This is a genomic window from Streptomyces sp. NPDC001606 (assembly GCF_053596835.1).
Window position 1 is genome coordinate 48,599 of record NZ_JBSFHC010000015.1, and the last position, 16,602, is coordinate 65,200.

Consider the following 16,602-nt stretch of genomic DNA (forward strand, 5'->3'; position numbering starts at 1 on the left):
CCGGGGGTAGAGGTTCGGGATCCGGACCGTCCGCCGTGAGGTGGTACCAGGTGTTTCCGCAGCTGGTATGGGTGAGGGCGAGGCCCGACGGCCGTCCTGCGAGCTGAGTGCACAACCAGTCGAGCACCTTCTGCCCTGCCTGCCGGGAGTGCAGCTTGGGCATGTGGGTGATGAGCAGTTTGGGGAACTCGGCTAGTGCCTCAGTGAATTGTCTGGCGTATTGATGACCCTGCGCCCGCGCAGCCTTGGGGCTGAGGGTCTGCAAGCGGGTGTCGTATTCCCCCTTGACGAGCCTGCTTGGATGTGGTAATGGCCCTGACGTGGGGATGCGTAGGCGGTCATTGAGAAGGGCGTTCCACCTATGCCAATATTTTGAGATCTCTCCGCCTGTCAGTTCGAGAACACATATGGTCCGAAGTGGCAGTCGCCCGGAGGTGCCGATGATGAAGACGGGTTCCTCGCATGGGATGGGTATCCCTTCAGCGTTGCTCATCCCTAACTCCTGACGATGCCGTTGCCGGAGAGGCAGAGGTGACGGTGCATCACCAGTGAGCTGGCGAGCGCCTGTTGGTACCACCGTACGAGCGAGCTGAGGCTCACGCAGCCAGTTTTTAGCACTTGCGCTGTCCTGGCGAGGAGATACGCCTGCTGATGTACGCGGCATGCGGAAGCCAGACGTACCGCTTCTACGTCACTTCAGCGCAAGTTGCCCTTAGCCTGCGGATGGTTGTCGAACACCTGGGGGAGGGGACTCATCCCTAGCTTGTCCAGGTGTGCCAGGGCGGCGGCGACGGCTACCACTTCACCCAGGACGCTGTTGCGTTGGATGACCCAAACGAACTCGTTCTCGGATGTCGGCAACGTGCGTGGCAGGGTGGTGAGTCCGATCCGTTCAAACTCTTCGCTGATCTGTGCGCACAACTCCGAACTGAGCCGGGCTCGTTCCGGCGCTGCGTGCTTCTTGATGAAGTGCATGGACAAGCGCTTGATGCCGTGGTCGACCTCGACTGCGTGCTTGATAATTGTGAAGTCCATAACTCAGTAGCTTACTGAATTAATAAGGGAGTTGGGAAGGGGTTGGAGCTACCCATGTCCCGGTCGATGGCGCGTGGCTGGCGGCAACGCGCCAGCGTAGGGGCTGGAACAGCGACCTCCTGCCACGCCGGGGCGGCGACCATCGCCATCAGCGCCATGCTGTTCATCCACAGCCGGTGGTGGGGCGCGGGGACACCACGAGGAGCTCGGCCAGACACCGATCGTTTCTGAACTACTCGCCGACATGGCAGCCAAGGGCTTCGACCCCGACCTGGTCCGCCGCTCCTGCGAACGCTATGCCGCCCGCATGCGTGGAGGCGCCGACAGCCGGATAGGCGCTACGGGGCTGCTCTCCTCAACCGCGAGCGGCCCCGTAAGCCGAAGCGCACCTCCTATGGACAGCTTCTATGCTGTGCGATTCGCCTTGATCGATAGCTCCCCTTGATCAAGGTTGTTCTTCCTGAGGCGCAGGGGCCGTGCGCGGTGGCGGGCTCGTGTGCACGGCGCCCCTCCCCCCGCCAGCAGGCGCTACACGGTACGGATCACCTATCAGCTTGGCGCCGGCACGAGTGCGCGCCATCGGCCACCGACCCTGCATCCGCCCGCCACGCTCCCTGTCGTGGGCCTGCGGATCTGGGAGCCGCTTGGGGGTCGACTTCCGTACATGGCTCCCAGGCGGCTCCCAAGAGCACCCCAGAAACCACTCAGGGGCCCGACCCGCGAAGCGGATCAGGCCCCTGACCTGGTATTACGGCGTCGGGGTGGCGGGATTTGAACCCACGACCTCTTCGTCCCGAACGAAGCGCGCTGCCAAGCTGCGCTACACCCCGGTGTCGCTGCTTCCCGCGGCGACGTCGTTTACTTTAGCCCACTGGTGGCCCAGAGACGAAATCCGATTCAGAGGGGGCGGCGGAGCGGGGTCGGGCGGGCGTGGTCCAGGGCGACCAGGAGGACTGCGACGGCGTAGATCGCGAGGCCGATGAGGAGGGCGTTGGCCAGGGTGCTGCGGTAGCCGTGGGCGGTGACGTTCAGGAAGGGGTAGAGGTAGCGGGACGGGCGGGTCGGCGGGATCACGGTCGCCCGGGCGAAGGTGAAGGCCAGGTAGGCCAGGGGGTACAGGAGCCAGCTCGCGGCCTGGCGCAGGTGCAGGCGGGCCGCGGGGGTGAGGCAGAGCCAGTCCAGCAGGGCCGCCGCCGGGGTCACCGTGTGCAGCAGCTGGAGGGCCGCCCACTGGGCGTGCCAGCGCTCCGGGGCCGTGGTCGCGCCGGTCATGGAGAACGGGGGCGTCGTGTGGGCCAGCAGCAGGTGGTAGACGAGCGCCGAGATCACGACGTACAGCAGTGCTGCGCCGGTCACGGCGGAGGGGAGGGGGCGGCGGGCGCGCCAGGCCCGCGATGCCGAGAGCAGCATCGTCACGGCCAGCAGTACGGCCGCCTGGACGCCGAAGTAGCTCAGCGTCCGGGCCGGGGTGCCCAGCAGGAGCTGGAGGGCGACGCCCGCGGCGGCCACCAGGGCGGTCAGCAGCCGGAACACCGCGGCCGCGGGGCGGCGGATCGGGCCCACCACCGCCGTGGCCGGGACCGGGGAGGGCAGGAGCAGGGGCGGGCCCGGGACCGCGGGCAGGTCCGGGATCTCCCTGGGTATGGGGGCGGTCATGCCCTCACGCTAGGGGCGCGGGACAAAAGGGGCTATTTGGGATGCTCCTCGTGCGCCCAGTGGGGTGGTATCGCGTTCCGGGGTGGGGGTGGGTTGGCGTTCTTGCCGACCTTTCCCTCGCCCTCGACCTCTCCCTTGAGCGGCCGGCCGGAGTCCGCCGGCCCCCTACTGCCGCTCCACCAGCGTCAGCAGCGTCGCCTCCGGCGGGCAGGCGAAGCGGAGCGGGGTGTAGCGGTTGGTGCCGCAGCCCGCCGAGACGTGGAGGTAGGAGGTGCGGCCCTCGGCGGTGTGCGTGGAGAGGCCCTTCACCCGGTCCGTGTCCAGGTCGCAGTTGGTGACCAGGGCGCCGTAGAAGGGGATGCACAGCTGTCCGCCGTGGGTGTGGCCGGCCAGGATCAGCGGATAGTCGTCGGCCGTGAAGGAGTCCAGGACGCGCAGGTAGGGCGCGTGGACCACGCCGACGGAGAAGTCGTACGCCGCCGAGGGGCCGCCCGCCACCCGGGCGTACCGGTCGCGCTTGATGTGCGGGTCGTCCAGGCCGGTCAGCTCGATCGACACGTCGTCGACCTTCAGCACGCCCCGGGTGTTCGTCAGGTTCAGCCAGCCCGCCGCGTCGAAGCCGTCCCGCAGCTCCTCCCACGGGTTGTGGATCGCACCGACCGCCGGCGGGTTGCCGTTCAGGCCGTGCCGGCCGCTCGCCTTCTCCAGCAGATAGCGGGCGGGGTTGCGGAGTTTGGGGCCGTAGTAGTCGTTGGAGCCGAAGACGTACGCGCCGGGGAACTCCATCAGGGGGCCGAGCGCGTCCAGGGTCTCCGGCACACCCTCGGGGTCCGAGAGGTTGTCACCGGTGTTGATCACGAAGTCCGGGCGCAGCCCCGCCAGCGACTGGAGCCAGCGCTGCTTCTTCCGCTGGCCGCTCACCATGTGGATGTCGGACACCTGAAGCACGCGCAGCGGGCGCATGCCCGGCGGGAGCACCGGGACCGTCACCCGGCGGAGGCGGAAGGAGCGGGCCTCGAAGCCCGCGGCGTACACCAGCCCGGCGGCGCCTGCCGCCATGATTCCCATGGGAATTCCGTATCGCGCGCGCATGCGCCCATCGTGTCAGACCCCGGAGCGCGGGGAAGACCGGGCGGCCGCAAATCCGCGGGCGTCCGGCGGCCCATACCTGCGACAATCGAGCCATGACCACCACGCTCAAGTCGAAGCTCCAGGACGACCTCAACGCTGCGATCAAGGAGCGCGATGAGCTGCGCTCCTCGACGCTCCGGCTGACCCTCACCGCGATCACCAAGGAGGAGGTCGCCGGCAAGGAGAAGCGCGAGCTGTCCGACGACGAGATCCTCAAGGTGATCACCCGGGAGGCGAAGAAGCGCCGCGAGGCGGCCGAGGCCTTCGCGCAGGGTGGCCGCGCCGAGTCGGCCGAGCGGGAGAAGGCGGAGGGCGAGGTGCTCGCCGAGTACCTGCCCAAGCAGCTGTCCGACGAGGAGCTGGACGCGATCGTCACCCAGGCCGTGGCGGAGGCCCGGGAGGCCGGTGCCGAGGGGCCGCGGGCCATGGGTGCCGTCATGAAGATCGTGAACCCGAAGGTGGCCGGCCTGGCCGAGGGCGGCCGCGTCGCCGCCGTGGTGAAGAAGCACCTTCAGGGCTGAATCCCCGCACAGGCACAGGCACAGGACTGAATCGCCGCACAGGCGCAGTGCTGAATCGCCGTACAGGCACAGACAAAACGGGGCCGGCCCTTTCCGCAAGGGCCGGCCCCGTCGTCGTACGGCATCAGCCTCGGTTGCCGCCGATTCCGTTGCCGTTGCCGTTCCCGTTGCCGTTGGAGCCGCCGTTCGTCTGGCCCTGGATGAAGTTGCCGGGCAGGGAGAACGTCGGGGTGGGAAGAGCGCCGCCGGCCGTGCCGGTGGTGGTGTCACCCGTGGTCCCGCCGGCCGACGTGCCGCCGTCCGTCAGGTCACCGATGAGTCCGCCGATCACCTGACCGGTGGTGTCCCCGTTCTTCCCCCCGTCCGTCCCCCCTGTGCCTTTTCCCGGACCACCGGTGCCCTTGCCGGTGTCGTCGGGGATGTCGACCAGGTGGAAGTCCTCCACGGGCTTGCCGTCCAGCGCGCCGGTCATCATGTCGCGCCAGATCGGGCCCGGGACCTTGCCGCCGTAGACCTTGTCGTACGGGATGCCGCCGATGGTGATGTTGATCATGTGGCGCTTGTGGGCCGGGTCGCCGACCCAGACCGCGCCCGCCATGTTCGGGGTGTAGCCGACGAACCAGGCCGCGAAGCGCTCGTCCGTCGTACCGGTCTTGCCCGCGCTCGGGCGGCTGCCGAGACCGGCCTCCTCACCCGTGCCGTCCTCGACCACGCCCTTGAGGATCGTGCTGATGCTGTCGGCGGTCTTCTGCGACATCGCGCGCGAGCACGTCGACTTCGGCACCGGCAGCGACTTCTGCATGCTGCCGACCTTCTGGGTGATCGACTCGATCGCGACCGGGGTGCAGTACGTCCCGCGCGCGGCGAAGGTGGCGTACGCGTTCGCCATCGTCAGCGGGGACATCTCCTGGCTGCCGAGCGCGATCGACGGCGCCTGGTCGATGGGCCGGCCGTCCGCCCGCGCCACACCCATCTTCTTGGCCATGTCGATGACCGGGCAGATACCGATGTCGCTGATCAGCTGCACGTAGTAGGTGTTGACCGACTTGGCGGTCGCCTCCTTCATGCCGTACGGCCCGTGCTCCGACGTGCTCTCGTTGGTCAGCTTGGCGGGGTTGTTCGGGTCGTTCCGCCAGACCTTCCCGTCACAGGCCTGTACGGGGCTCGGGTACGGCATCTCGTACGGCGACGAGTACTGCTGCGTCGGCGGCTTCCCGCCCTCGATCGCGGCCGCCGCGACGATCGGCTTGAACGTCGAACCGGGCTGGTAGCCGGCGCCGCCGCCCATGTCCGAGTTCACCGAGAGGTTGATCTGCGTCTCGTTCTTGCCGAAGCCGTACGGCCGGGACTGGCCCATCGCGAGGATCTTGCCGGTGCCGGGCTGCACGATGGTCGCGGCCGTCGCCACGGAGTCGCTCTTGTAGACGTGCTGCTTGACGGACGCCTGGAGGGACTGCTGGGACTGCGGGTCCAGGGTGGTGCGGATCGTCAGGCCGCCGCGGTTCCACAGCTGGGCCCGCGCCTCCTTGGTCTTGCCGAAGGAGGGGTCGGTCAGCACGATGTCGCGGACGTAGTCACAGAAGAAGCCGGCGCCCTTGACCGCGGTGATGCAGCCGTTCTTGGGGCGGCTGGGGTTCAGGCCGAGCGGCTTCTCCTTGGCCTGGTCGGCCTCCTGCTGGGAGATGTCGCCGACCTCCGCCATCCGCTGGAGCACGGTGTTGCGGCGCTTGGTGGCCTCCGCCTCGTCGTTCACCGGGTCGTAGCGGCTCGGGGACTGCACGATGCCGGCCAGCAGCGCCGCTTCCTGGAGGTTCAGGTCCTTGGCGTGTTTGGAGAAGTAGCGCTGGGAGGCGGCCTCGACGCCGTAGGCCTGCTCACCGAAGAAGGTGATGTTCAGGTAGTTCTCGAGGATCTTCTTCTTGCCGAGCTTCTCCTCGATCTGGATCGCGTACTTCAGTTCGCGGATCTTCCGGCCGAGGGTCTGCTGGGTGGCCTCGGCGACCTTCGTCGGGTCGTCGCCGGCCTCCTCGATGAAGTAGTTCTTCACCAGCTGCTGGGTGAGCGTGGAGGCGCCCTGGGCGACCCCGCCGCTCTGCGCGTTCTTGTTCAGGGCGCGCAGCACGCCCTTGAGGTCGATCGCGCCGTGCTTGTAGAAGCGCGAGTCCTCGATCGCGACGATCGCCTTCTGCATGTACGGCGACATGTCCTTGAGGTCGACCACTGTGCGGTCGCGGGAGTAGACGGTCGCGATCTGGCCGCCCTGGTTGTCCAGGATGGTGGTGCGCTGACTCAGCTGGGGGCTCTTCAGGTTGTCCGGGATCTCGTCGAAGCTCTGGACCGACCCCTTGGCCGCGAGGCCGAGCGCGCCGGCCGCGGGCAGTGCGATGCCCGCCATCACGGCTCCGGCGAGCACACTGACACCGAGGAACTTGGCGGCCTGTTGCATCGGCGACAGACCACCGCCCGAGCGCTTCTTTGGCATGGGGGCAGCCTAATCCGTAGTCATGAGCGTTCCGAGGGAGCGGCTCCCCCCGGGATGTTTCGCATGCGGGATCGTGACGGCAGCGCAACCTGGCCCCACCCTGACCTGCCTACGTTTCCATTTTCCGGACACGCGCGCAGGCCTTGGCCTAAGCTGCTCTCAACTGTCACAGCAGTGCGGTCACGTATCAATACGTCCGGCAGCCCCGAATCGTTCCGGAAGTACCCCGGCTTCTTGGTGGGGGCGTGTCCGAATCCGCCTTGTGTGTCATCCGGCGTCCGGTGTGGTGCATCACAGCTGTCCCGGTTTGCCGGAATCGTCACGCATGTCGCCAGCTCACTCCCGCGGGTGATCTGCCGCTTACCCATAGTCCGTTCGGGCCATTCAAGATTGGGCCCGAAGGGGGTGTTGCGCTGTCCCCGCCTTCCGTAACGTCCTCAACTGGCGGCGGTGAATATGCCGCTGCCGCCGTGGGGGAGCCTCGATTCGGGAGAGGACGGCGCCGGTATGGGCTGGGTAACCGACTGGAGTGCGCAGGCTGCCTGCCGCACTACTGATCCGGATGAACTGTTCGTTCAAGGAGCAGCGCAGAACAGGGCCAAGGCGGTGTGCACCGGATGTCCGGTACGCACGGAATGCCTGGCCGATGCGCTGGACAACCGCGTCGAATTCGGCGTGTGGGGAGGCATGACGGAGCGGGAGCGCCGCGCACTGCTGCGCCGGCGGCCCACCGTGACCTCCTGGCGCAGGCTGCTGGAGACCGCCCGCTCGGAGTACGAGCGGGGCGCGGGCATCGTGTCGCTCGACAGCGACGAGGTGTACGAGAACTACGCGGCGGTGAGCTGAGGGGATCTCTCGCGCCCCTCATATCCCTCGCCTGCCTCGCATTCCCGCGGCGCCCGTGCGTGGCCCGACGGGCATGACAGGCATGACGGGCAGGTGCTGGACGTGCCGAGGCCGGACGGGCCAAGGCCGCACACGCCGAGGCCGGCAGGGTCTGGTCCCTCGTATCTCTCGCGCCGCGCCCGCCGCTCGTGACGGTTCGCTACGGCGGCTCCGTGCGCCCTGTCGCCCCGGCGGCGAGCCGGGCGCCGATGTCGCGCAGGCCCGCGAGGTCGTGGACGTCACCGGGCAGCGCGGCGACCTCCACCACCGCCACCTCGGGATGGCGGGCGGTGAAGCGGTCACGCGTGCGCTGCTCGCGTGCGAGGAGATGCATACGGTCGGCGTGCAGTCTCAGCAGTCCCGCGGTGAGCCGGTCGACGGGGCGTTCCGCGTCGGCGGGGGAGCCTTCCTCGGAAGCAGGGGTGCCGGTCCCGGGCTCGGATGCGGGAGATGTTGAACTGCCGTACGTGTCAGGAGAGTTACGAAGACCAGCTTTCCCGCCCCCCTGATCCACAATGCGGGACTCCTCAAGATTTTCCGCGGCGGCGAGCGCCCGCTCGGCCGACAGCCGGACGGCGCCGCTGCCGTGCACCCGGTTGAGCACCAGCCCCACCAGCGGCATGTCCTCCGCGGCCAGCCGCTCCACGAAGTACGCCGCCTCGCGCAGCGCGTCCCGCTCCGGGGCGGCGACCACCAGAAACGCCGTACCGGGCGCCTGGAGCAGTTTGTACGTGGCGTCCGCGCGCGTGCGGAACCCGCCGAAGGTGGTGTCCATGGCGGCGACGAACGTCTGCACGTCCTTCAGCAGCTGGCCGCCCAGTAGCTTGCCCAGGGTGCCGGTCATCATCGACATGCCGACGTTGAGGAAGGCCAGGCCCGCGCGGCCGCCCAGCTTCGCCGGCGCGGTGAGCAGGCGGATCAGGCGGCCGTCCAGGAAGGAGCCGAGCCGCTTCGGCGCGTCCAGGAAGTCGAGCGCCGAGCGGGACGGCGGTGTGTCCACGATGATCAGGTCCCACTCGTCCTTGGCGCGCAGCTGGCCCAGCTTCTCCATCGCCATGTACTCCTGCGTGCCCGCGAAGCCCGCCGAAAGCGACTGGTAGAAGGGGTTCGCCAGGATCGCGGCCGCCCGCTCCGAGTCGGCGTGCGCCTCCACGACCTCGTCGAAGGTGCGCTTCATGTCGAGCATCATGGCGTGCAGTTCGCCGTCGCCCTCGGTGCCCTTGACCCGGCGCGGGACATTGTCGAGCGAGTCGATGCCCATCGACTGGGCCAGCCGCTTGGCCGGGTCGATGGTGAGCACGACCACCTTGCGGCCCCGCTCGGCCGCCCGCAGACCGAGCGCCGCGGCGGTCGTCGTCTTGCCGACCCCGCCCGAGCCGCAGCACACCACGATCCGGGTGCCGGGGTCGTCCAGCAGCGGGTCGATGTCCAGCACGCGCGCGGGGGAGAGGGAGCGGGCCTTCTCCCAGCCGTCGGCCGGCTCCTCGACTTCGGCCGCGCCGGGGGTCTCGGGTGCTTCGGATGCCTCGGCCGGGTCCGGACTCATGACAACCCCTGCTTCCGCAGCTCGGTGGCGAGTTCGTACAGGCCCGCCAGGTCCATGCCCTCGGCGAGCAGCGGCAGTTCGTGCAGCGGCAGGCCCAGCTCGGTGAGGACCGCACGCTGGTCCTGCTCCAGTGCGTACCGCTCGGCGTACTCCGCGGCCTGGTCCAGCAGCGGGTCCACCAGCTTCGCGGCGTTGCCACCGCGCCGGGCCCCGCCCAGCCCGGCCGCCGACAACGCCTGCGCAACAGAGGAACGCTCCACGCTCCGGACGAGTTCCAGATCGGCCCCGTCCAACACCTGCGGCCGGACCATGTTCACGATGACCCGGCCCACCGGCAGCCGCGCCGCGCGGAGTTCCGCGATGCCGTCGGCGGTCTCCTGGACCGGCATCTCCTCCAGCAGCGTCACCAGGTGCACCGCCGTCTCCGGCGACTTCAGCACACGCATGACGGCCTGGGCCTGATTGTGTATCGGGCCGATCTTCGCCAGGCCCGCCACCTCGTCGTTCACGTTCAGGAAGCGGGTGACGCGGCCGGTCGGCGGGGCGTCCATCACGACGTAGTCGTAGGCGAACCGCCCGCGCTTGTCCTTGCGGCGCACCGCCTCGCACGCCTTGCCGGTGAGCAGGACGTCGCGCAGGCCGGGGGCGATGGTGGTGGCGAAGTCGATGGCCCCGAGCTTCTTCAGGGCGCGGCCGGCGCCGCCGAGTTTGTAGAACATCTGGAGGTAGTCCAGAAGGGCCAGTTCGGGATCGATGGCGAGGGCGTACACCTCGCCGCCGCCCGGTGCGACCGCGATCTTCCTTTCCTCATAGGGCAGCGCCTCCGTTTCGAAGAGCTGTGCGATGCCCTGCCGGCCCTCGACCTCCACGAGAAGCGTCCGCTTCCCCTCGGTCGCGAGGGCCAGCGCGAGGGCGGCGGCGACCGTCGTCTTTCCGGTCCCGCCCTTGCCGCTGACGACCTGGAGCCTGCTCACGTCTTCGAGCCTAACCATTCCGGCCGACACTCACGCGGGAGGCTGTGGATAACGCACGTCACCGCCCTCCCGGCCTCAGGTCACGGTCCCCCCGGTCACAGCGGCTACAGTCGGCCCATGACCAAGTGGGAATACGCAACCGTGCCGCTGCTCGTCCATGCCACGAAGCAGATTCTGGACACCTGGGGCGAGGACGGCTGGGAGCTCGTCCAGGTCGTGCCCGGGCCCAACGCCGAGCAGCTCGTGGCCTACCTGAAGCGGGAGAAGCAGGCGTGAGCGCGGTCGAGGAGAAGCTGGCCGAACTGGGCCTGACGCTGCCGGAGGTCGTACCGCCGCTGGCCGCCTACCAGCCGGCCGTGCAGTCCGGTGTGTACGTGTACACCGCCGGCCAGCTGCCCATGGTGCAGGGCAAGCTGCCGGTCACCGGCAAGGTGGGCGCCGAGGTCACGCCGGAGGAGGCCAAGGACCTGGCCCGCGTCTGCGCGCTGAACGCGCTGGCCGCCGTGAAGTCCGTCACCGGTGACCTGGACCGCATCGCGCGCGTGGTGAAGGTCGTCGGCTTCGTCGCCTCCGCGTCCGACTTCACCGGCCAGCCCGGTGTCGTCAACGGCGCCAGCGAACTGCTCGGCGAGGTACTCGGCGACAAGGGCGTGCACGCACGCAGCGCGGTGGGCGTCGCGGTGCTCCCGCTGGACGCACCGGTCGAGATCGAGATCCAGGTCGAGCTGGCTCAGTAGCCCACGGGGGCTGGTCGGGGCGGGGTCCGTGGACGCGGGGTTCGTTCGTGCTGGGGTCCGTCGGCGCCCGGGTCCGTCCGTGCCGGGGGCGGTCGACGCGCGGGCTTCGTTGCCGGGGCCCGTCGGCGCCGGGGTCCGGGAGCCGCCGGCCCTCGGCGGTCGGTAGTCCCGCGCCCCTGGCAGCCGGCACGCCGGGCCCCCAGCCCCCGGCTCCCGTCAGCCGTAGCCGGCCGGGCCCGGCAGTCGGCAGTCCGCGGGGTCCTGGCCCTCGGCAGCTGGCAGTCCGCCGGATTCCGCCCCCGGTAATCGGCAGCCGGCGGGAGCGCGCAGTCGGTAGGCCGCCGGATCTCGGCCCACGCCTCCCGGGTAGTCGGCAGCTGGCCGGACATGGCAGTCGGTAGTCCGCCGGAGCCCGCCCTCTGTCCCCAGCCCCGCTAGTCGGCCGGACCCGGTAGTCATCAGCAGTCCGCGGCGTCCCGCCCACCGGATAGTCCGCAGCCGGCTGGCGCGGGCAGTCAGCAGTCCGCCGGATCTCGGCCCACGGCAACCGGCAGTGGCCCCCGGCCGCCCCGGCACTCCGCACTCCGCCGCGTCCCGCCCCCCGATAGTCGGCCGTCGGCACTCGGCCCCCAACCGAACCCGGGAGTCAGCAGCACCCCGGCCCCCGCACCCACCGGCCGCCCCCCGCAGCCCCACCCCTCACCCCCGCCCCGCCTCCCCCGGGCACCTCTCGAACATTCGCCCTATACGGGATAGCCTCCGGCCATGGCGAACGGTCAGTGGTACCCACCGGAGTGGCCGGACCGCATACGTGCGCTCGCGGCCGGCACCCTCACCCCGGTGTCCCCCAGGCGGGCGGCCACGGTGCTGCTCCTGAAGGACACCGAGAGCGGTCCGGCCGTCCACATGCTGCGCAGACGCGCCTCGATGGCCTTCGCCGGAGGCGCGTACGCCTATCCCGGGGGCGGTGTCGACCCGCGCGACGACGACCGCCAGATCGGCTGGGCGGGCCCCACGCGCGCGTGGTGGGCACAGCGGCTCGGCGTCGACGAGAACAGCGCTCAGGCGATCGTCTGCGCGGCCGTACGGGAGACGTACGAGGAGGCGGGCGTCCTGCTCGCCGGGCCGGACGCGGACTCGGTCGTCGGTGACACCACGGGCGAGGACTGGGAGGCCGACCGGGCCGCCCTGGTGGCCCGCGAGCTGTCCTTCGCCGAGTTCCTGGACCGGCGCGGCCTGGTGCTGCGCGCGGACCTGCTGGGCGCCTGGGCCCGTTGGATCACCCCGGAGTTCGAGGCCCGCCGCTACGACACCTGGTTCTTCGTGGCCGTCCTCCCGCAAGGCCAGCGCACGCGCAACGCGTCCACGGAGGCCGACCGCACGGTGTGGATCCGCCCCGCCGATGCCGCCGCCGGCTACGACAAGGGCGAGCTGCTGATGATGCCGCCCACCATCGCCACCCTGCGCCGGCTGCTGCCGTACGCCACCGCCGCGGAGACGCTCGCGGCGGCCCCCGCGCGCGATCTGACACCGGTGCTGGCCCGGGCCCGTCTCGTGGACGGCGAGATCGTGCTGTCCTGGCCGGGGCACGACGAGTTCACCAAGCACATCCCGACCGCCCCGGCAACCGCCCCGACGACCGTCACGCAGGCCGGAACGACCGGTGGAGGCTCCGCATGACCGACGCAGCAGCTCTGCCGGGACAGCCCCGGGGCGCGGTGGTCTCGGGCCCCGCCACGGCACGGGCGGTGAACGTCCTCGCGCCCAACGCCTCCGCGATGACCCTGGACGGCACCAACACCTGGATCGTCGCCGAACCGGACTCCGACCTGGCCGTGGTGATCGACCCGGGACCGCTGGACGACGGCCATCTGCGCGCGGTCGTGGACACGGCCGAGAGGGCCGGCCGGCGCATAGCCCTGACCCTGCTCACCCACGGCCATGCCGACCACGCCGAGGGCGCCGCCCGCTTCGCCGAGCTGACCGGTACGCGCGTGCGTGCGCTCGATCCGGCGCTCCGGCTGGGGGACGAGGGCCTGGCCGCGGGGGATGTGATCACCGTGGGCGGCCTGGAGCTGAGGGTCGTGCCCACCCCGGGGCACACCTCGGACTCGCTGTGCTTCCATCTGCCGGCCGACCAGGCGGTGCTGACCGGTGACACCATCCTGGGGCGCGGTACGACGATGGTGGCCCATCCGGACGGCCGTCTCGGCGACTATCTGGACTCCCTGCGCCGGCTGCGGTCCCTGACGGTGGACGACGGCGTGCACACCGTGCTGCCGGGCCATGGGCCGGTCCTGGAGGACGCGCAGGGCGCCGTCGAGTTCTATCTGGCCCACCGCGCCCACCGGCTCGCCCAGGTGGAGACCGCGGTCGAGGACGGTCGTCGCACCGCGGCCGAGGTCGTCGCCCATGTGTACGCCGACGTGGACCGTTCGCTGTGGCCGGCGGCGGAGCTGTCGGTACGGGCCCAGCTGGACTATCTCAGCGAGCACGGGCTGATCTAGCCGGGCCGTATCCCGCGCCGTGGCTAGTTCTCCGGCCGCGGGGCCTTCACGCCGTGCACGCGCGCGTACTCGTCGGCGAGCCAGGGGCCGAGGTCGTCCACGTACGACCGCAGCAACTCCGGCACGCCGACGGGCTCATGGCCGTACCGCGCCGCCGTACGCACCTGGGCGGCACGCTCCGGGTAGTACGCGGCGAACGCCTCGGCCATCTCGCCCAGGTCGCTCGTCCAGCCGTTCCAGCGGGGCATGACGAGCGTGAAGGCGGTGCGGACCAGATGCCGGGACATGAACCGCACCAGCGGCCGCCGCGCCGCCTCGGTGTCCTCCGCGCCCGCGATGCGCTCCCGCCAGCGGGGCAGCCACAGCGCGAGGTCGCCGTTGGTCTCGCGGGCGAGCAGGGAGTCCGGGCGGTACCGGGGCAGCCGCTCGGCCAGGTCCTCACCGAGCAGCGGGGTGCACAGGCAGGCGACGAACCAGGCGAGGTCGTACCGCTCCAGCTCGCTCAGCAGCCGGTCCCGGCCGTACAGCAGCGTGCCGACGCCGTCGATCTGCGGGAACTCCCGGTCGAGCGCCTCTCCCAGCGCCCGTACGGCCTGCCGGTCGCCGTCCCCGGGTTCCTCCTGGAGCACGACGAACAGGTCCAGGTCGCTGCGCCCCACGCGCGCGGTACCGCGCGGAATCGAGCCGTAGAGGTATGCGCTGTGCAGCCTCGCGCCGAAGGCCGCCGGCAACCGGTCGCGGGCCGCGTCCACCACCGCGCGGAAGGCGTCGGGCACGCGCGCGAGGGAGCCTTCGCGGGCGATGTGGCCATGGGCGTCGAGGCCGGGACGGCGATGCGGTGCGGACATGCCGCAACTGTGCCGTCTCCGCCGCTCCTGAGCAGCTGTTTTTCGAGCGTCGGAGGTCCCGGCGGTCGGGGAGGTCGGGGAGAAGGGGCGCTCACGATGCCTGCCACCGGGCCCCCGTCGAACGGCGGGACCCGGTGGGGTCGTACGGCCGAGGCCGGTGTCAGCGGGAGCGCTTGGCGAGCCGCTCCACGTCCAGCAGGATGACCGCCCGCGCCTCCAGGCGGAGCCAGCCGCGCTGGGCGAAGTCCGCCAGGGCCTTGTTCACGGTCTCGCGCGAGGCGCCGACCAGCTGGGCCAGCTCCTCCTGGGTGAGGTCGTGGACGACGTGGATGCCCTCCTCGGACTGCACGCCGAAGCGGCGGGACAGGTCCAGCAGGGCGCGCGCCACACGGCCGGGGACGTCGGAGAAGACCAGGTCGGACATGGCGTCGTTGGTCTTGCGCAGTCGGCGGGCGACCGCGCGCAGCAGGGCGGTGGCCACCTCGGGGCGGGCGTTCAGCCAGGGCTGGAGGTCGCCGTGGCCGAGGCCGAGCAGCTTGACCTCGGTCAGCGCGGTGGCGGTCGCCGTGCGCGGGCCCGGGTCGAAGAGGGACAGCTCGCCGATCAGCTCGCCGGGGCCGACGACGGCGAGCATGTTCTCGCGGCCGTCGGGGGAGGTGCGGTGCAGCTTGACCTTGCCCTCGGTGACGACGTAGAGCCGGTCGCCCGGGTCGCCCTCGTGGAACAGGGAGTCGCCACGCGCGAGGGTCACCTCACTCATGGAGGCGCGAAGCTCCGCGGACTGCTCGTCGTCCAGAGCCGCGAAGAGCGGGTTGCGCCGCAGAACGTCGTCCACGAGTTCTCTCCTTGTCGACCTGCTCAGGGGATCTTGCTCCCCCGTGTGCCAGGGGACCGTGTTCCCCATTTTGCCGGACGGTCCAAACAGTGTGATCTGTCACAAGGATGCCGCACAGGTGTCCCGGGGTAAGCGTCAGGGGTCCAATCGGGGGCTGATCTTCCGGGTCCGGGGCGGATGTCGGTGCCGGGCTCTAGGCTGGCCGGGTGTCCAAATCGCCGGTGAGAGCACAGGCCAAGGGGGCTGGGCGGGTGGTTGTACGTCGCGATTCCGCTGTGGGCGAACAGGACCCTGGCGGTGGTAGGAAAACCGGCAAATCGGTTGAAAAGTCAGTAGAGGCCGAGAAGGGCGCGAAGAGGGCCGCACCGGCTAAGAAGGCTGCATCCGGCAAAAAGGCCGTACCGGCTGAAAAGGCTGCCTCGGCCAAGAAGAGCGCCCCGGCCAAGAAGACGGCGGCAGCGAAGAAGGCCGCCCCGGCCAAGAAGGCGGCGGCCGTCAAGAAGGCCGCGAAGGGCCCCGCAGTGAAGAAGAGCGCCGCCAGGAAGGCCACGCCGGTGAAGAGGGCGGCGGCTGCCGCCGAGGTCCTGGCCGTCGGGGAGACGGTGACCGCCGGGAAGGCCGCGCCCGTGCGGACCGTGGCCGTGCGGACCCCGGCGGGCGAGTCCCGGACCGCACTGGTCCGCCGGGCCCGCCGGATCAACCGCGAGCTGGCCGAGGTGTATCCGTACGCCCACCCCGAGCTGGACTTCGCCAACCCCTTCCAGCTGCTGGTCGCCACCGTCCTGTCGGCCCAGACCACCGACCTGCGCGTCAACCAGACGACCCCCGCGCTCTTCGCCCGCTACCCCACCCCCGAGGACCTCGCCGCGGCCGACCCGGAGGTGGTCGAGGAGATCCTGCGCCCGTGCGGGTTCTTCCGTATGAAGACGAAGTCGGTCATAGGGCTCTCCCAGGCCCTCGTGGCCGACTTCGGCGGCGAGGTGCCCGGCAGGCTGGAGGACCTCGTCAAGCTGCCCGGCGTCGGCCGCAAGACCGCCTTCGTGGTGCTCGGCAACGCCTTCGGCCGGCCCGGGATCACCGTGGACACGCACTTCCAGCGTCTGGTGCGGCGCTGGAAGTGGACCGACGAGACCGACCCCGACAAGATCGAGGCCGCCGTCGGCGCGCTCTTCCCGAAGAGCGACTGGACCGATCTGTCGCACCACGTCATCTGGCACGGCAGGCGGATCTGCCACGCGCGCAAGCCCGCCTGCGGCGCCTGCCCGATCGCGCCGCTCTGCCCGGCCTACGGCGAGGGCGAGACCGACCCGGAGAAGGCGAAGAAGCTGCTGAAGTACGAGAAGGGCGGCCTCCCCGGCCAGCGGCTCAGCCCCCCGCAGGCCTACCTGGACGCGGGCGGCAGGCCGGCGCCGCCACTGGGGGCCGCGTGACGGAACGATCCCGGG

The 16,602-nt window shown here is 70.5% G+C and carries 15 protein-coding genes and 1 tRNA gene; 7 read left to right on the top strand and 9 right to left on the bottom strand.

What is annotated here, in order from left to right; translation table 11 throughout:
• Positions 1-696: 696 nt before the first annotated feature.
• The 4 genes from ACWCV9_RS25300 to ACWCV9_RS25315 all read right to left on the bottom strand — a co-directional run bounded on the left by ACWCV9_RS25300 (position 697) and on the right by ACWCV9_RS25315 (position 3,783).
• Positions 697-1,035 carry a hypothetical protein gene (locus ACWCV9_RS25300; RefSeq protein WP_358422670.1) on the bottom strand — a complete coding sequence of 113 codons (339 nt, stop codon included), beginning with the start codon at positions 1,033-1,035 and terminating at the stop codon, positions 697-699.
• Positions 1,036-1,791: 756 nt separating this feature from the next.
• Positions 1,792-1,865: transfer RNA gene (locus tag ACWCV9_RS25305), tRNA-Pro, on the bottom strand.
• A 67-nt stretch (positions 1,866-1,932) separates the two neighbouring features.
• Entirely contained in the window at positions 1,933-2,691 is a 759-nt protein-coding gene (locus ACWCV9_RS25310; protein ID WP_450789781.1) for a Pr6Pr family membrane protein, read from the bottom strand.
• Between the two features lie 165 nt (positions 2,692-2,856).
• Positions 2,857-3,783 (bottom strand): metallophosphoesterase, encoded by a 927-nt coding sequence (locus ACWCV9_RS25315; protein WP_450789783.1) that lies wholly within the window; start codon positions 3,781-3,783, stop codon positions 2,857-2,859.
• 92 nt (positions 3,784-3,875) lie between these two features.
• On the opposite strand from ACWCV9_RS25315, the gene ACWCV9_RS25320 reads away from it, so the two are divergent.
• A complete protein-coding gene (locus ACWCV9_RS25320) occupies positions 3,876-4,343 on the top strand; it encodes a GatB/YqeY domain-containing protein (protein ID WP_385846853.1) in 468 nt (155 codons plus the stop codon).
• A gap of 124 nt (positions 4,344-4,467) precedes the next feature.
• Here ACWCV9_RS25320 and ACWCV9_RS25325 read toward each other — a convergent pair whose 3' ends face one another.
• Positions 4,468-6,825 (bottom strand): transglycosylase domain-containing protein, encoded by a 2,358-nt coding sequence (locus ACWCV9_RS25325; RefSeq protein ID WP_450789785.1) that lies wholly within the window; start codon positions 6,823-6,825, stop codon positions 4,468-4,470.
• 507 nt (positions 6,826-7,332) lie between these two features.
• On the opposite strand from ACWCV9_RS25325, the gene wblA reads away from it, so the two are divergent.
• Positions 7,333-7,671: a transcriptional regulator WblA gene (gene wblA / locus ACWCV9_RS25330; RefSeq protein WP_174266212.1), complete on the top strand. Its 339-nt coding sequence runs from the start codon at positions 7,333-7,335 to the stop codon at positions 7,669-7,671.
• Positions 7,672-7,870: 199 nt separating this feature from the next.
• Here wblA and ACWCV9_RS25335 read toward each other — a convergent pair whose 3' ends face one another.
• Entirely contained in the window at positions 7,871-9,256 is a 1,386-nt protein-coding gene (locus tag ACWCV9_RS25335) for an ArsA family ATPase (RefSeq protein WP_450789787.1), read from the bottom strand.
• Positions 9,253-10,230, bottom strand: a complete 978-nt coding sequence (locus tag ACWCV9_RS25340; protein ID WP_450789789.1) for an ArsA family ATPase — start codon at positions 10,228-10,230, stop codon at positions 9,253-9,255. Before ACWCV9_RS25340 ends, ACWCV9_RS25335 begins: the two co-directional genes overlap by 4 nt.
• Before the next feature lie 117 nt (positions 10,231-10,347).
• Here ACWCV9_RS25340 and ACWCV9_RS25345 point away from each other — a divergent pair, with 117 nt between their 5' ends.
• From ACWCV9_RS25345 to ACWCV9_RS25360, 4 genes are all read left to right on the top strand, one after another.
• The gene (locus tag ACWCV9_RS25345; RefSeq protein WP_071828754.1) at positions 10,348-10,506 is read left to right on the top strand and encodes a DUF4177 domain-containing protein; all 159 of its coding nucleotides are present in this window, start codon (positions 10,348-10,350) and stop codon (positions 10,504-10,506) included.
• Positions 10,503-10,967, top strand: coding sequence for a RidA family protein (locus tag ACWCV9_RS25350; protein ID WP_450789791.1), 465 nt, complete (start codon positions 10,503-10,505; stop codon positions 10,965-10,967). The genes ACWCV9_RS25345 and ACWCV9_RS25350 overlap by 4 nt, the downstream gene beginning before the upstream one ends.
• 765 nt (positions 10,968-11,732) lie before the next feature.
• Positions 11,733-12,647 carry an NUDIX hydrolase gene (locus ACWCV9_RS25355; protein WP_450789793.1) on the top strand — a complete coding sequence of 305 codons (915 nt, stop codon included), beginning with the start codon at positions 11,733-11,735 and terminating at the stop codon, positions 12,645-12,647.
• Positions 12,644-13,474, top strand: coding sequence for an MBL fold metallo-hydrolase (locus ACWCV9_RS25360; RefSeq protein ID WP_450789795.1), 831 nt, complete (start codon positions 12,644-12,646; stop codon positions 13,472-13,474). Before ACWCV9_RS25355 ends, ACWCV9_RS25360 begins: the two co-directional genes overlap by 4 nt.
• Positions 13,475-13,497: 23 nt before the next feature.
• Here ACWCV9_RS25360 and ACWCV9_RS25365 read toward each other — a convergent pair whose 3' ends face one another.
• Both ACWCV9_RS25365 and ACWCV9_RS25370 read right to left on the bottom strand, forming a co-directional pair.
• A complete protein-coding gene (locus ACWCV9_RS25365; RefSeq protein ID WP_450789797.1) occupies positions 13,498-14,322 on the bottom strand; it encodes a nucleotidyltransferase domain-containing protein in 825 nt (274 codons plus the stop codon).
• Between the two features lie 160 nt (positions 14,323-14,482).
• The gene (locus ACWCV9_RS25370) at positions 14,483-15,157 is read right to left on the bottom strand and encodes a Crp/Fnr family transcriptional regulator (RefSeq protein WP_018547939.1); all 675 of its coding nucleotides are present in this window, start codon (positions 15,155-15,157) and stop codon (positions 14,483-14,485) included.
• A gap of 275 nt (positions 15,158-15,432) precedes the next feature.
• Between ACWCV9_RS25370 and nth the strand changes: the two genes are divergently transcribed.
• Positions 15,433-16,587: an endonuclease III gene (gene nth / locus ACWCV9_RS25375; protein ID WP_450789799.1), complete on the top strand. Its 1,155-nt coding sequence runs from the start codon at positions 15,433-15,435 to the stop codon at positions 16,585-16,587.
• Positions 16,588-16,602: the final 15 nt, after the last annotated feature.